At 61.3% G+C, this 14,337-nt stretch carries 14 protein-coding genes and 1 pseudogene; 7 read left to right on the plus strand and 8 right to left on the minus strand.

Annotated features, from left to right (window positions below; all coding sequences use genetic code 11):
* Positions 1-237: 237 nt before the first annotated feature.
* The 5 genes from AD670_RS27330 (at position 238) to AD670_RS27350 (ending at position 5,255) form a co-directional block, all read left to right on the plus strand.
* A complete protein-coding gene (locus tag AD670_RS27330) occupies positions 238-696 on the plus strand; it encodes a (2Fe-2S)-binding protein (protein ID WP_053139596.1) in 459 nt (152 codons plus the stop codon).
* Entirely contained in the window at positions 696-2,927 is a 2,232-nt protein-coding gene (locus AD670_RS27335) for a molybdopterin cofactor-binding domain-containing protein (protein WP_053139599.1), read from the plus strand. Before AD670_RS27330 ends, AD670_RS27335 begins: the two co-directional genes overlap by 1 nt.
* Positions 2,928-2,943: 16 nt before the next feature.
* On the plus strand, positions 2,944-4,284 hold the full coding sequence (locus AD670_RS27340) for a cytochrome c (RefSeq protein ID WP_053139603.1): 1,341 nt from the start codon (positions 2,944-2,946) through the stop codon (positions 4,282-4,284).
* 338 nt (positions 4,285-4,622) lie between these two features.
* Entirely contained in the window at positions 4,623-4,904 is a 282-nt protein-coding gene (locus AD670_RS27345; protein WP_053139605.1) for a BrnT family toxin, read from the plus strand.
* Positions 4,905-4,907: 3 nt separating this feature from the next.
* Positions 4,908-5,255, plus strand: a complete 348-nt coding sequence (locus tag AD670_RS27350) for a BrnA antitoxin family protein (RefSeq protein WP_053139607.1) — start codon at positions 4,908-4,910, stop codon at positions 5,253-5,255.
* A gap of 41 nt (positions 5,256-5,296) precedes the next feature.
* On the opposite strand, the pseudogene AD670_RS27355 reads toward AD670_RS27350, so the two are convergent.
* A pseudogene (locus tag AD670_RS27355) lies at positions 5,297-5,455 on the minus strand (C4-dicarboxylate transporter DctA); the annotation flags it as partial.
* A gap of 170 nt (positions 5,456-5,625) precedes the next feature.
* On the opposite strand from AD670_RS27355, the gene AD670_RS27360 reads away from it, so the two are divergent.
* The gene (locus AD670_RS27360; RefSeq protein ID WP_053139889.1) at positions 5,626-5,877 is read left to right on the plus strand and encodes a hypothetical protein; all 252 of its coding nucleotides are present in this window, start codon (positions 5,626-5,628) and stop codon (positions 5,875-5,877) included.
* A 73-nt stretch (positions 5,878-5,950) separates the two neighbouring features.
* Here AD670_RS27360 and AD670_RS27365 read toward each other — a convergent pair whose 3' ends face one another.
* The 6 genes from AD670_RS27365 to pstS all read right to left on the minus strand — a co-directional run bounded on the left by AD670_RS27365 (position 5,951) and on the right by pstS (position 11,130).
* Positions 5,951-6,559 (minus strand): hypothetical protein, encoded by a 609-nt coding sequence (locus tag AD670_RS27365; RefSeq protein ID WP_053139611.1) that lies wholly within the window; start codon positions 6,557-6,559, stop codon positions 5,951-5,953.
* The gene (locus tag AD670_RS27370) at positions 6,559-7,257 is read right to left on the minus strand and encodes a hypothetical protein (protein WP_053139613.1); all 699 of its coding nucleotides are present in this window, start codon (positions 7,255-7,257) and stop codon (positions 6,559-6,561) included. The genes AD670_RS27365 and AD670_RS27370 overlap by 1 nt, the downstream gene beginning before the upstream one ends.
* Positions 7,258-7,312: 55 nt before the next feature.
* Positions 7,313-8,074 carry a phosphate ABC transporter ATP-binding protein PstB gene (gene pstB / locus AD670_RS27375; RefSeq protein WP_010210300.1) on the minus strand — a complete coding sequence of 254 codons (762 nt, stop codon included), beginning with the start codon at positions 8,072-8,074 and terminating at the stop codon, positions 7,313-7,315.
* A 76-nt stretch (positions 8,075-8,150) separates the two neighbouring features.
* A complete protein-coding gene (pstA, locus tag AD670_RS27380; RefSeq protein ID WP_053139615.1) occupies positions 8,151-9,062 on the minus strand; it encodes a phosphate ABC transporter permease PstA in 912 nt (303 codons plus the stop codon).
* Positions 9,062-10,027: a phosphate ABC transporter permease subunit PstC gene (pstC, locus tag AD670_RS27385; protein WP_053139617.1), complete on the minus strand. Its 966-nt coding sequence runs from the start codon at positions 10,025-10,027 to the stop codon at positions 9,062-9,064. The genes pstA and pstC overlap by 1 nt, the downstream gene beginning before the upstream one ends.
* 74 nt (positions 10,028-10,101) lie before the next feature.
* A complete protein-coding gene (gene pstS / locus AD670_RS27390; protein WP_053139619.1) occupies positions 10,102-11,130 on the minus strand; it encodes a phosphate ABC transporter substrate-binding protein PstS in 1,029 nt (342 codons plus the stop codon).
* Between the two features lie 187 nt (positions 11,131-11,317).
* Between pstS and ppk2 the strand changes: the two genes are divergently transcribed.
* Complete coding sequence (gene ppk2 / locus AD670_RS27395; protein ID WP_053139621.1) at positions 11,318-12,235, plus strand: polyphosphate kinase 2; 918 nt, start codon at positions 11,318-11,320, stop codon at positions 12,233-12,235.
* Between the two features lie 223 nt (positions 12,236-12,458).
* On the opposite strand, the gene AD670_RS27400 is transcribed toward ppk2, so the two are convergent.
* Complete coding sequence (locus tag AD670_RS27400) at positions 12,459-14,258, minus strand: glycosyl hydrolase family 28 protein (protein WP_053139623.1); 1,800 nt, start codon at positions 14,256-14,258, stop codon at positions 12,459-12,461.
* Positions 14,259-14,337: the final 79 nt, after the last annotated feature.

Consider the following 14,337-nt stretch of genomic DNA (forward strand, 5'->3'; position numbering starts at 1 on the left):
GGCTTGTATTGACCCAGATCAATGAAGGCTCACAAATCAATCGGGGGCCGGTCCCTATGTTGATCGACCACCTTGCCTGACTGACTCAATCCTCCTGAATACTTGCCTGATCCTCCGAGTCTTCGGCTTTTTCATAGATAGCCCTTGTGCCCTGGTCTAGAGTTCGACAATGGGCGCCCATCGCCTTTCTTATAAGAAACAAGCCATCCCAACCGATGATCAGCAGGTGAGTCAGCCATGGAATTACGCATCAACCAAAAGGCCTATCAGGTCGACGCCGACGCGGACACGCCGTTGCTATGGGTGATCCGCGATGACCTCGGGCTGACCGGCACCAAGTATGGCTGCGGCCTGGCCCAATGCGGCGCCTGCTCGGTGCTGGTGGACGGCAATGTCGTGCGTTCGTGCGTCACGCCGGTGGCCGGGGTGGTCGGGCGTGAAATCACCACCATCGAGGCCATCGAAGCCGATGCAGTCGGCAAGCGGGTGGTCAGTGCCTGGGTCGAGCATCAGGTGGCGCAATGCGGTTACTGCCAGTCCGGGCAGGTGATGGCCGCCACCGCGTTGCTCAAGCACACCCCTGCCCCCACCAATGCGCAGATCGACGCGGCCATGGTCAACCTGTGCCGCTGCGGCACCTACAACGCCATCCATGCCGCCATGCATGACCTGGCCGCCGGGAAGGAGAGCGCCTGATGAACACGCCATCCGTCATCCCTGGCATCACCCTGGGCGAGCCGATCAACCTGTCGCGTCGCCGCTTCCTGGCCAGCACGGCCGTGGGTGCGCTGGTCATCGGTTTCGGCCTGCCGCTGGGCTCGGCCCGAGTGCAGGCCGCCAGTGCCGCAGAACGCGGCACCCAGGTGCCGGCGTTCCTGGAGATTCGCCCGGACGGCACGGTGCGCCTGCTCAGCCCCTTTATGGAAGGCGGCCAAGGCACCCATACCGCCATGGCGCAGATCGTCGGCGAAGAGCTGGATGCCGACCCCGCCACCTTTATCGTCGAAGCCGCACCGCCCGGTGAAGCCTACGTGGTGATGGAAAACGGCATGCGCATCACCGGCGGCAGCATGTCGGTACGCATGAGCTACCCGGTCATGCGTCGCCTGGGCGCCCTCGCCCGCGCCATGCTGTTGCAGGCCGGTGCCGAGCAGCTCGGTGTGCCGGTGGCGCAACTGACCACCCAACCCGGCCGCGTGGTGCACGCCGCGTCCGGCCGCTCCCTGGGCTACGGCGAGTTGGCCGGCCGCGCGCTGGACATGCCGGTGCCCGACCCGGCCAGCATCACCCTGCGCGACCCGAGCCAGTTCCGCTGGATCGGCAAGCCGGTCAAGCGCCTGGATGCCTATGACAAATCCACCGGCAAGGCACAGTACAGCATCGACATGAAGGTCGACGGCATGCTCCACGCCGCCGTGCAGCACGCGCCGCGCCTGGGCATGACCGTGGGCAGCCTGCGTAACCAATCCCAGGTCGAAGCCATGAAAGGCGTGCACTCCGTGCATGTGCTGCCCGGTGCGGTGGCCGTGGTGGCCGAACGCTGGTGGCACGCCAAGCGTGCGGTGGAGGCGATCCAGGTCGACTGGCAGGAACCCACGGCCGACTCAAAAGTGCGCGGCATGCCCGCGGATTTCTCCAGCGACGGCTTTCGCGATTTTCTCGCGGCCCAGCAAGGTCCGGCCCGTGACGACGAGAACGAAGGCGATGTGGCCGGCGCGTTGAAAAACGCCAAGACCCAGGTCGAGGCCACCTACCACAACCAATACCTCAACCATGCGCAACTTGAGCCACCGTCAGCCCTGGCGCGCTTCAACCCCGACGGTTCGCTGGAGATCTGGCTGCCCAACCAGGCGCCCGATATGTTCCGCGCCGACATCGCCAAGCGCGCCGGGCTCGACCCCGCGCAAGTGACCCTGCACTCGCCGCTGCTGGGCGGGTTTTTCGGCCGACACTTCCTGTATGACTCGGCCAGCCCTTACCCGCAGGCGATTGCATTGGCCAAGGCGGTGGGCCGTCCGATCAAGCTGATCTGGAGCCGTGAGGAAGAGTTCCTGCGCGACGTGTTGCGCCCGGTCGCGGTGGTCAAGTTCCGCGCCGCGCTGGACGCCGACGGCCTGCCGGTGGCGATCGAAGCGGTGAGCGCCACCGAAGGCCCTACCGAGGCCATCGCCGGCAAGCAGGGCGAAAAACTCGACCCCACCGCCCTTGAAGGCCTGTCGGGCAAGAGCTACGCCATCCCCAACAAACGCATCGCGCAGATCTACGTCAAGGGCCCGGCCATGCTCGGTTACTGGCGTTCGGTGGGCAATTCGCTGAATGACTTCTTCTACGAAGCGTTCCTCGATGAGCTGGCGGACAAAGGCGGCCGCGATCCCTATGAGCTGCGCCTGCATCTGCTGCGCGACAACCCACGGCTGACCACCCTGCTCAAGGCCGTGGGCGAGTTGTCCGGTGGCTGGAAGCGTGGCCCCTACACCGCCGAAGACGGCACCCGGCGCGCCCGTGGCGTGGCCATGGCCTCGCCATTTGGCTCCCACGCGGCGGTGATTGCCGAAGTCTCGCTTGAGAACGGCCAGGTCAAGGTCCACCACATCTGGGAAGCCATCGACCCCGGCAGCATCGTCAACCCGGCGATTGTGCAAGCCCAGGTCAATGGCGCGGTGGCCCTGGGTTTATCGCAAACCCTGCTGGAGGAAGCGGTGTACGTGGAGGGTAAGCCACGGGCACGCAACTACGACCTTTACCCGATCCTGCCGCCCTCACGGATGGCGCAGGTGCACGTAAAGATCGTCGAGAGTGGCGAGAAGATGGGCGGCATCGGTGAGCCTCCGCTCCCCGCTGTGGCGCCAGCCGTGGTCAATGCGGTAGCGCAGTTGACCGGCCAGCGTGTGCGCAGCCTGCCATTAAGCCGACACACCTTCAGCTAACCGAGCGAGACCGCCCATGAACAACCGTCGATTCGCAAGAACCGCAGGCTGGCTGGTGCTGCCCTGCCTGGTCGCCGCCGGCTTGCTGGCCTGGTATGTCACCCGCCAGCCCGCGTCACCGTTCGAACAGGAACAGGCCGCCAGCGTCGACCCCGCACAGGTCAGTCGCGGCGAGTATGTCGCCCGCCTCAGTGACTGCGTCGCCTGCCACAGCCTGCCGGGCAAGGCGCCCTTCGCCGGGGGCCTGGAAATGGCCACGCCGCTGGGCGCCATTCACGCCACCAACATCACTCCGGACCGCACCCACGGCATCGGCACCTACAGCCTGGCCGACTTCGACCGTGCAGTGCGCCACGGCGTGGCACCGGGCGGCCGGCGGCTCTACCCGGCGATGCCCTACCCGTCTTACGCCAAGCTCAGCGACGACGATATACGCGCGATGTATGCGTTCTTCATGCAAGGCGTACAACCGGCCAACGAGCCCAACATCCCCAGCGATATTCCCTGGCCGCTCAATCTGCGCTGGCCCATCGCCCTGTGGAACGGCCTCTTCGCGCCGACCGCCACTTACGCGGCCAAACCCGACCAGGACGCACTGTGGAATCGCGGCGCCTATATCGTCCAAGGCCCTGGCCACTGCGGCAGCTGCCACACGCCGCGCGGCCTGGCCTTCAACGAAAAAGCCCTGGACGAATCCGGCAAGCCGTTCCTCGCCGGCGCCCTGCTCGACGGCTGGTACGCACCGAGCCTGCGCCAGGACCCGAACACCGGGCTGGGGCGCTGGAGCGAGCCGCAGATCGTGCAATTCCTCAAGACCGGGCGCAACGCCCATGCGGTGGTCTACGGCTCGATGACCGAAGCCTTCAACAACTCCACGCAGTTCATGGAAGACGCCGACCTGGCCGCCATCGCCCGTTACCTCAAGTCACTGCCCGGCGACCCACAGCGCGACGGCACACCCTGGCAGTACACGACCGCCGACACACGCCAGGACGTCCCCGGCGCCCACACCTACGCGACCCGCTGCGCCTCCTGCCATGGCCTTGACGGCAAGGGCCAACCCGAATGGATGCCGCCTCTGGCCGGCGCCACCTCGGCATTGGCCAAGGAAAGCGCCTCGGCGATCAACATCACCCTCAACGGCTCACAACGGGTAGTGGCCGCCGGCGTACCGGACGCCTACCGCATGCCGGCGTTTCGTGAGCAATTGTCCGATGAGGAAATCGCCCAGGTGCTGACCTACGTACGCAGCACCTGGGGCAACCACGGGGAGGCGGTCGACGCCAAGGCAGTCGGCAAGCTGCGCGGGCATACCGACCCGGCCAGCAGCAGTCCGATTATTTTGCATATGCGTTGAAGGTAGCGTCCCGACCTTTTCCCCGGTGTGGTCAGTGAAATGAGCATGCTGGGGAATAAGGGTTGATGTGAACAAACTTAGTATTGATCCGGCCCCGCGAACGTTGATCTGTCCGATTAGTCGCCTATTCAGGCTCGCCTCTTCCGACAATCAAAACAGAATCCTTCTACGTAACGGATTAACCATTACGCACGGAAATATGTTGGCAACCTCAGCAAGATCGAGACCCAACTGACCGAGCGGAACATGGCAAATTCACACTACCGCTATTTATGGCTGGCCATCTTCCTGACTGACGGTTCCTTCAACCGCTTTTTCATACATATAAAGTATGCATAATGAAGACGTTCAGGATTCAATACGATGAGGCAAAAAACATCGCCAATCAGCAGAAGCACAAGGGCATAAGCCTGGCGGACGCAGAACCGGTGTTCAACGATGAGATCGCCCTGACGATACAAGACCACGATCACGGTGAAGAGCGCTGGGTGACCATGGGCACTGACGCGAGGGGACGAATTTTGGTAGTGACATACACTTACCGCGATCCGAATTTCGTACGCGTTATCAGCGCCAGGCTCGCATCAAAAAATGAACGGCGCCGTTATCTGGAGGCTTGAACAATGAAAGACGAATACGATTTCACCCACGGCAAACGCGGTGCTGTCGCCAGCAACAAGGGCAAGACCCGCATCACCATCATGCTTGACGATGCGGTAATCGATGCCGCCCGTGAACGCGCAGAAAGCGCCGGTACGGGCTATCAAACCGTGATCAACAATCTGTTGCGTCAGGTGTTGATTTCGCAACAAGCACACAATCTGGCGCCCGCTCCAAAGAAGCGGGCTAAAACCCTGCAAGTTATCAACAATGGCATTAGCCTTTCTGAGGTTGAAGCACTGGAACAACAACTCATCGCTGTCGCTGGCGAGTTGAATCGCGTGCTGGGCACAGCCAAACCGGCCGATTGACCAAGGCTTTCTGCGACCTACCCCAACTCCCGCTTGAGTGGCTAACGGTCCAGCGCCCCATCCCAGCGGGCAATGAACAGGGTGGCCACGCCGTTGCCGATCACATTGATCAGTGCGCCGCCTTCGGAGATAAACAGGCAGACGCCCAGTACCAGCACCAGGCCTGCTGCCGATATCACATAGATCGAGCCGAGGGTACGGCCCGCCCCCCGAACTAATTTGAACGAACCCCCACGTTTATCCATCAACATTGAAGGATTTATCAGACACGAGAACGGCTCGTGTCGCTCCTACGCGAGCTACGAACCCGGCGGCCTCGAGCAGGCCTCTCCACTCTTCGCTCGCACATGACGACCTTGGGGTGAAGGCCATGGCAGCGAATAGGCGTGAAGCGTCGAAACAAACCGGCTGGGAAGCAGAGCTGGCCAGGAACACCGAGCTGTTCTACGAGGCAGACCGCCTGGAAACACAGGCCTACGCCATCATAGGCAGCAGCCTGGCCGATGCCGGTGACTGGCTGCGCTTTACCGAAGCGAAACAGATAGCCGACGCAAAGCGCACCGAGGCGTATCAAGACCTGATGCGTATTCGGCGCGGCATGGAGGCGGCACGCTCCGACTGAGGCCGCTCGGGGCGCTGCGGCAAGACAAAAAAAACCAATCGTTCGAGTGGCTTTTCTGGATTTTCACAGCGCCTCAGGAAGAAAAAACCTCCGCGCGCTGCCGTGTTGTCTTTTTGTACCGGAGCGGCTGCTGCCAGGCCAACTGCGCCTGGACCTGCGCTACGGCCTCCAACACCCGCTGTGCCCAGTTTTCGTCTTGAGGATCCACCACTACCACGCGGAAACCATGGTCATGACCTTCACTGCGCACACCTTCGGAGTCATCCACATGCAGGTCGATGTCGAAGGCCGGCGGGAATTTAGAGGGGGCGTTGGACAGGCCGTGTGCCGTCAGCGCGTGGTTGTGCAGCACGCTGTTGACCACGCCGTCGACGCGGATGCCGTAGAGCATCAGCCAACGGCGGATATAAGACGGCGTGCGACCGGACGAGGTGTAGACCCAGATGCTGCAGCCCTGGCGGCGTAGTTCGCGGGTCAGGGAGCGTGTGCCGATCCGCAAGGGCTCACCCAGCCAACGGTGCACGCAGGCTGGCAGCCGGCTCGGCTCGACGTCGCAATGATGGAGTTGGCAGGCCAGGGTATCGTCGATATCGAAGGAAATGCGGATGCGCGGACGCTGCTGCATCAGGAAAACACGCTTGAGAGCCCGCCCTGCCTTGGCGAACACGGGATAACCGCTCATCAATGGCCCCCTTGATAGACAGGCAAGGGCTGGTCTTTAAGAAAAAACTTGTTCGGATCCGGCGCCTGTTCTTCCAGGAAGGCGGCGTATTTTTTCTTGATCTTGGGCAATTCGTACAACGCCTTGACTCCATGTTTGGCTGAGTTGCGGATCACCGACGAAGGGTTGAAGTAGCCCTCGGCGTTCTCCAGCGTCAGCACGAACGGCGGCAAGCCTGCACGCATCAGCAAATAGCTGACAATCAGCGAACCGCTGCGGTTGTTGCCTTCAATGAACAGCTGCGGCTTGCTGAGGATGCGTACATACACCCCGGCGGCGCGCTTCCAGACTGATTCACTGCGATACGCGCAGTACCAGTTGTACAAATCCTTGATGCCGCCCTCGACGTTGTTGAAGAAGTGTTCCTCGGTCGCCGCCAGGTGCTGGGCGTATTCCAGGCGGCGTGCCGGGTCGCTGCCGCAGAGCACGGTGGCGTTGATCTCCAGCATCAGGTTCAGTTGCTGAAGGTCGAACAGGTCGACGCCCCGCGCGACATAGTCGTCAATCAGCGCGTAGCCTTCAAGCACGTTGTGCAGCACTTCGTCGGTCAACGGGTCGCGCGGCTCGGTAAAGTCCCGGCTGAGCTCGGCGAAGCGCTGTTGCACCTCACGCAGTGCACGTTCAATCGCGGGCAAATCAAGGCGTCGTGTTGCAGGCATTGGCATTCCCATAAGCAGTTGAAAATACGGGAGCATCCCAGCTCCCGCAGGGGCATCAGCTGAACTTGCCGCTGATGTAGTCCCCGGTCATTTGTTCACGCGGGTTCTCGAAGATCTGCGCCGTCGGGCCCATCTCCACCAGGTAGCCGGTGCGCGTGCCCTGGGAAATATCCACCGAGAAAAACGCCGTGGTGTCGGCCACACGGATGGCCTGCTGCATGTTGTGGGTCACCAGGGCGATGGTGTAGTCCTTCTTCAGCTCGACCATCAACTCCTCGACCCGGCGCGTGGCAATCGGGTCAAGCGCCGAGCAGGGTTCATCGAGCAACAGCACTTCCGGCTCGGTGGCGATGGCGCGGGCGATGCACAGACGTTGCTGCTGGCCACCGGACAGCGACAGGCCGCTGACCTTGAGCTTGTCCTTGACCTCATCCCACAGCGCAGCGCCTTGCAGGGCGTGCTTGACGCGGTCGCCCAGGTCGCCTTTGTAGCGATTCAGACGCAGGCCGAAGGCGACGTTGTCGAAGATGCTCATCGAGAACGGGTTCGGCTGCTGGAACACCATGCCGATGTAGCGGCGCACGACCACCGGATCCACGCCCTTGCCATAGACGTCCTGCCCGAGGAAGTGCACATGGCCCTCGAAACGGAAGCCTTTGACCAGGTCGTTCATGCGGTTGAGGCTACGCAGCACGGTACTTTTACCGCAGCCAGACGGGCCGATGAAGCCGGTGATCTTGTTCTTTTCGATCGGCACATGGCTGTCACGCACGGCCATGAAGTTGCCGTAGAAGATCTTGTCCAGCTTGCAGTCCATGACCACAGGTGCCTGGGTGACAAACGGAGCGGCTATTTGCGCAGTTGATACGTTCAAGATTCAGATGCTCCCGTTTTCAATACTTTGGCTTGCCGAAGATACGGCTCACGATATTCACGACCAGCACGATCATTACCAGTACCAGCGACGCCGCCCATGCGAGTTCAAGCTGGTTGTCGAAGGGCATGCCGGAGAAGTTGTAGATCAGCACGGCCAGCGAGGCCGTCGGATTCATCACCGCCAGGCTGCCGTCGTGGTAGATCCAGTAGTTGCTGAACAGCGCGGTAAACAACAGCGGCGCGGTTTCGCCTGCGGCGCGGGCCACGGCGAGCATCACGCCGGTGAGGATTGCCGGCAGGCCGGTGGGCAGGACGATTTTCCAGATCACCTGGGAGCGGGTGCAGCCCATGCCGTAGGCGGCGTCCTTCATGATCTTGGGCACCATGCGCATCGACTCTTCAGCCGTCAGCACCACGATCGGCAGCATCAGTACCGCCAGCGCCACACCACCGGCCGGGGCCGAGTAGGTGCCGGTGGTCATCACCACCAGGGCGTAGGCGAATACACCGGCCAGGATGGAAGGCAGGCCGGTGAGCATCTTCGCGGCAAAACGCGCGGCGTTCGCCAGCTTGCTGTCCGGGCCCAGTTCGGCGAGGAAGATCGCCGCCATGATGCCGACCGGCACGGCGATGGCAGCGGCAATGCCGACCATCACGAAAGTACCGGCCATCGCGTTGCCGAAACCGCCGCCGGTCTCGAAACCGGTGGGTGGCAGTTCGGTGAACACTTCAAGGCTCAGGCGTGCGCCGCCGCGCATGATCAGCATGTAGAGCACGGAAATCAGCGGCACGCTGGCCAGCAGCGCGCCCGTCCAGACCAGGGTGGTCAACACCAGGCTGCGCAGGGCACGGCCTTCGAACCGGCGTTGCAGGCTGGGCAGTGCGCCGGCGGGGGACGTCAGGTCGGTTGCAGCAGTGAGGTCAGTCATCACTTATTACCCCGTTGGGCGTACATCATGATCATGGAGCCGAAGATGTTCACGATCAGCGTGATCAACATCAGCACCAGTGCGGCGTACATCAGCACCTCGATCTCGTTCGGCCCGGCTTCAGGGAAGTTCAGCGCCAGCAAGGCCGCCAGGGTGTTGGCCGGTGCGAACAACGACAGAGAGATGTTGTTGGCGTTGCCCACCAGCATGGCCAGGGCCATGGTTTCACCGAGCGCGCGGCCCAGGCCCAGCACCAGGGAACCGAAGATGCCGGTGGCGGCGGACGGCACCATCACCTTGAGAATCGCTTCCCAGTGGGTGGTACCCATGCCGTAGGCGGCTTGCTTGGTTTTCATCGGCACGGCGGTGAGCGCATCCTGCGACACGGCGGCGATGGTCGGCAAAATCATGATTGCAAGCACCAGGGCTGCCGGGAGCAACCCCGGCCCGCTCAGGGACGTGCCGAAAAAGGGGATCCAGCCAAGTTCAGTGTTCAACCATGCGGTCAACGGCCGAATTGCCGGGATGACCACGTAAATGCCCCAGAGGCCGTAAACAACGCTGGGGATGGCCGCGAGCAGTTCGACGATGGTACGAAACACCGCCGCCAGCTTCGCCGGCAAAAAATCCTGAGTGAGGAAAATCGCCATGCTGACGCCGAAAACACCTGCGATCAGCAACGCGATAAAGGCACTGTAAAGCGTGCCCCAGATGGCCGGCAGAATGCCGTACTTGCCTTGGTTGACATCCCAGACGCTGCCCAGCAGCACGTCAAAACCGTGCTTTTCCATGCCTGGAAGGGCCTTGCGACCGACTTCGAACACCAGGGCAAACACCAACGCCAGCACCAGGACCACGCCTATTCGTGCAAGCGCACGGAAGGTGCGGTCAACCAGGAAGTCCTTCGTAGAAGGTGGCTGGCAGGCAGAATCCGGGTTACCCGGTACGACAAACGGTGTGTTCATTGGCTAATTCCGGAACAGGGGGGTAACTCTCCCGGCCGGGCTGACAGCACCCGCCGAGAGAGGCCTCACGAGCGTTACTGGATGTTGGCAGACGCTTTGCGAACCTGTTCGACCACCGATTTCGGCAGCGGGATATAGCCCATCGAGTCGGCGATTTTCTGACCTTCGGTCAGGCTGTACTCGACCATTTCACGCATGGCTTTGGCTTTGGCCGGGTTGCCGTTGTCCTTGCGGAAGATCATCCAGGTGTAGGACGTGATCGGGTAGGACTTGGCACCGTCCGGGTCCGGCAGCCAGGCCACCAGGCTTTCCGGCATCTTCACTGCTGCCAGTGCTTCGGCACCGCTTTCGGCGTTAGGTACGACGTACTTGCCGGCCTTGTTTTGCAGCTGGGCAAAGTCAACCTTGGCGAGCTTGGCGAAGCCGTATTCGATGTAGCCAATCGCGCCTGGAGTCTGGCGCACGGTGGCGGTCACACCATCGTTCTTCGGCGATTTGATGAATTTGTCGCTGGCTGGCCAGTTGACGGTGTTGCCTTCACCCAAGTCCTTCTGGAACTGCGGGTTGATGGCCGCCAAGTGCTTGGTGAAAACGGCAGTGGTACCGCTGGAGTCCGCACGCACGACCACGGTGATCGGCATGTCCGGCAGTTTCAGGCCAGGGTTGGCAGCGACGATCTGCGGATCGTTCCACTTGGTGATCTTGCCCAGGAAGATGTTGGAGTACACATCGCGTGGCAGCTTAAGTTCTTTAGGATTGCCTGGCAGGTTGAACGCCAGCACGATTTCGCCTGCGGTCATCGGCAGCAACTGCACGCCTTCGGCGACCTTGGCGATGTCTTCATCTTTCATCGCCGAGTCACTGGCGGCGAAGTCCACGGTTTTGTTCAGGAAGTCCTGTACACCCGCGCCGCTGCCTTTGGATTGGTAGTCAACGGTGACGCCATCGGTCTTCTTGCTGAAATCCTTGAACCAGGTGAGGTAGATCGGCGCTGGGAAACTGGCGCCAGAACCTGTCAGACGGACGTTCTCGGCAGCAAATACCGAGGTGGCACTTAGAGAAACCGCAACGGCGAGTGCAGCTGACTTCATCAGACGTTTCATTCAGGGAAATCCTTGTGATTACGGGCTCCCGGAACTTTGCAGCAGGTTTGTTACGCTTTTATGAAAATTGAATGGCAAACCGCTATTTCGTCCCTCCTTTCCGCCGCATCCGCGCATTTTGTTGTAATTGGTTGGTAACAAAATGCGACTAAGACTTTGCCATCCTCCACGACGCGAGCTCCTTCCCATGTACACAACCGAAGACGCCTTGATCCAGCGCATCCACCGTGAGCTGCTGGATCACAGTGACGAAGAGCTGGAACTGGAATTATCCGAAGACGGGCACGACCTGAACGCACTGTTCGATGAGCACGTCGAGGAGAGCCCCGAGAAGGCCGCGCGCAGGATTTACTTCAGCGAACTGTTCCGCCTGCAGGGCGAACTGGTGAAGCTGCAAAGCTGGGTGGTCAAGACCGGCGCCAAAGTGGTGATCCTGTTCGAGGGTCGCGATGCCGCCGGCAAAGGCGGTGTAATCAAGCGCATTACCCAACGACTCAATCCACGGGTCTGCCGCGTCGCCGCCCTGCCCGCCCCGAATGATCGTGAGCAGACGCAATGGTACTTCCAGCGCTATGTCTCGCACCTGCCGGCTGCGGGTGAAATCGTGCTGTTCGACCGCAGTTGGTACAACCGCGCCGGCGTCGAACAAGTCATGGGCTTTTGCAACGAAGACCAGTACGAAGAGTTCTTCCGCACCGTGCCGGAATTCGAACGCATGCTCGCCCGCTCCGGCATCCAGTTGATCAAATACTGGTTTTCCATTTCCGACCAGGAACAGCACCTGCGCTTTCTCAGCCGCATTCACGACCCGCTCAAACAGTGGAAACTCAGCCCCATGGACCTGGAGTCGCGTCGGCGCTGGGAGGCTTACACCAAGGCCAAGGAAGTCATGCTCGAACGCACCCACATCGCCGAAGCGCCATGGTGGGTGGTGCAGGCCGATGACAAGAAGAAAGCCCGACTCAACTGCATCCACCACCTGCTTGGGCAAATGCCTTATGAAGAAGTGGAACTGCCGGTGATCGAGCTGCCGCAACGGGTCCGCCAGGAGGACTACTCGCGCAGCCCGACGCCAGCGGAAATCATTGTGCCGCAGGTCTATTAACGCAGGACGTAATAGATTCCCCAGTGGTGAGCGGGCATGGGCATCTACCCAACTTTACGGGCAGTCCGACCTGTGGCGAGGGAACTAAAGCTTTTTGTAGGAGCGAGCTCGCGAAGAACTCAGGGCCACCGCGCTTATCGAGAATGAACGCGTTGCCTGGGCGTTTTTCGCGAGCAAGCTCGCTCCTAACAGTGCAACGGTCCATTCACCATAACGTTTGCGCTTACGGCGCCGGCTCCACGTCCTTAAACACCAACCCTTGGCTATCGCTGACCTGCCACGGGTTGGCACCGCCGGTCTGGCTGAAGACCACGTGGTCGAAGCGTGAGTCTTTCAGTCCATCGATACGCGCTTTGGCCGCGCCGCTGAAACGCACGCGCTCGAACACCAGGCCCTGATGGTAGGCGTTGTGCGCTGCATCACCCTTGACCTCGATCGCCGCCCCTTGGGCATTCTCGACGCTCACGTCGCTCACCCGAATGTCCTTGAACTGCCCCGCGATGGTTGAGCGCTGATAGTCGAGCTTGGCGTTCGGGTCGTTGTAGTCGAGGGTAAAAATGAACGCCTGCTTGACCGTGTTGCGGATCGCCGAGTCGCGGAATGTCACGTTGCGCGCGCCGCCGCCCATGAAGTTGGTGCTTTTCATGCGCAACCCGGCATCGGTGCCGTCCGACACGTTGTCTTCGGCCAGGATGTTCTGGATCCAAGCGCCGGTGTGACTGCCGGCGACCACCATGCCATGGCCCTTGCGGAAGTAGTTGTTGAAGATCCACGCGTCTTCCTGCGGCGGCTGGTGCACGGCATCGGCACCGGTGCCGGCCGCGAAATTCACGCAGTCATCGCCGGTGTCGAAGAAGTTGTTGAACACCATCGCACCCTTGCTGTTGGCGAACTCGATGCCGTCGCCGTTGTTGGCGTCGTAGGTCTTGTGGGTGGTGTTGGCCAGCACTACGTTTTCGGTCTCCAGGTTCATGATGCCGTGGAACGCCGGGTTCACCACGGTGAAGCCGCCGTAGAACACGTTCTTCACATTGCGCAGGGTGATCAGCGAGGAGCGCATCTGCCCGTAGGCATCCTTGACGTTCATGCCGCGCGCCACGGCCTGTTCCACCTGCGCCTTGGCGAGGATGCCGTCCTGGGCATAGCGGGTATTGTCGCTGGGCAGGTAGAACGGCAGCGCCTGGCCACGCTCGTCGACGACATCGGCGTTGCGCTTCCAGCCATTGCCGTCGAGGGTGCCCTTGCCGACGATGCGGATGTTTTCGAATGACTGATGCTGGCGTGGATCACGGGGCAACGCGTTGATCAGCGAGGCCGGGCGCACGGTGGTGGAATATGGGTACTGGATGTAGCCGGCCAGGGGGTAATCTTCGGCGCGCTCGGAGCCGAGCAAGGTCGCGCCTTCGGCGATCTCCAGGGTCATGTTGCTCTTGAGGTAGAGCGCGCCGCTTTTGTAGGTGCCTTCAGGCAACAAGACTTTGCAACCGACGGTGCAGGCATCGATGGCGTTCTGGATCGCCAGGGTATCGAGATGGCTGCCGTCGCCTTTGGCGCCGTATTTTTTCACGTCGAATATCGCCGCAACCGGGGTGGTGCGTTGCAGCACCGGGGCGCTGTCGGCAGACTCTTTGCCGTTGCCGTCCACCGAACGCACAGTGAAGCGGTACGCCGTGTCAGGCTTCAGGCCCTGGGCGGTGAAGCTGTGAATGCCGATGCGATGATGAAAGTTGGCGGTGTCTTGCCGATAAAACTGGTCGATGTAGGGTTTGGCCGGTGATACCTGGTCATTATTGGCATTGGCGCTGCCCAGCAGCGTGCCGTTGGCGTAGACCCGGTAATCCTTGATGCCGGCATGCTCGGCAGGCTTTTCCCACACCAGGATGATTTGCCGGTCATCAAAGGCCAGGGTCGGTACTTGCAGTTTTGACGGGGCTTGCAGCGCCCATGACAGCGGGCTGCAACCGAGGACCACCAGGGCCAGCGCGCAACGCACCGGTCTTTTTTTCGAGGGTTGATACGGCATGTTGTTCTCCTTGTTTTTGCCGGTATTCACACCGAGGGGCGCTACATCTGCCGCCCGGTTTTTTCGAGGTAGTTGATAA

The sequence above is a fragment of the Pseudomonas sp. MIACH genome (assembly GCF_001269925.1).
Classification (GTDB): Bacteria; Pseudomonadota; Gammaproteobacteria; order Pseudomonadales; family Pseudomonadaceae; genus Aquipseudomonas.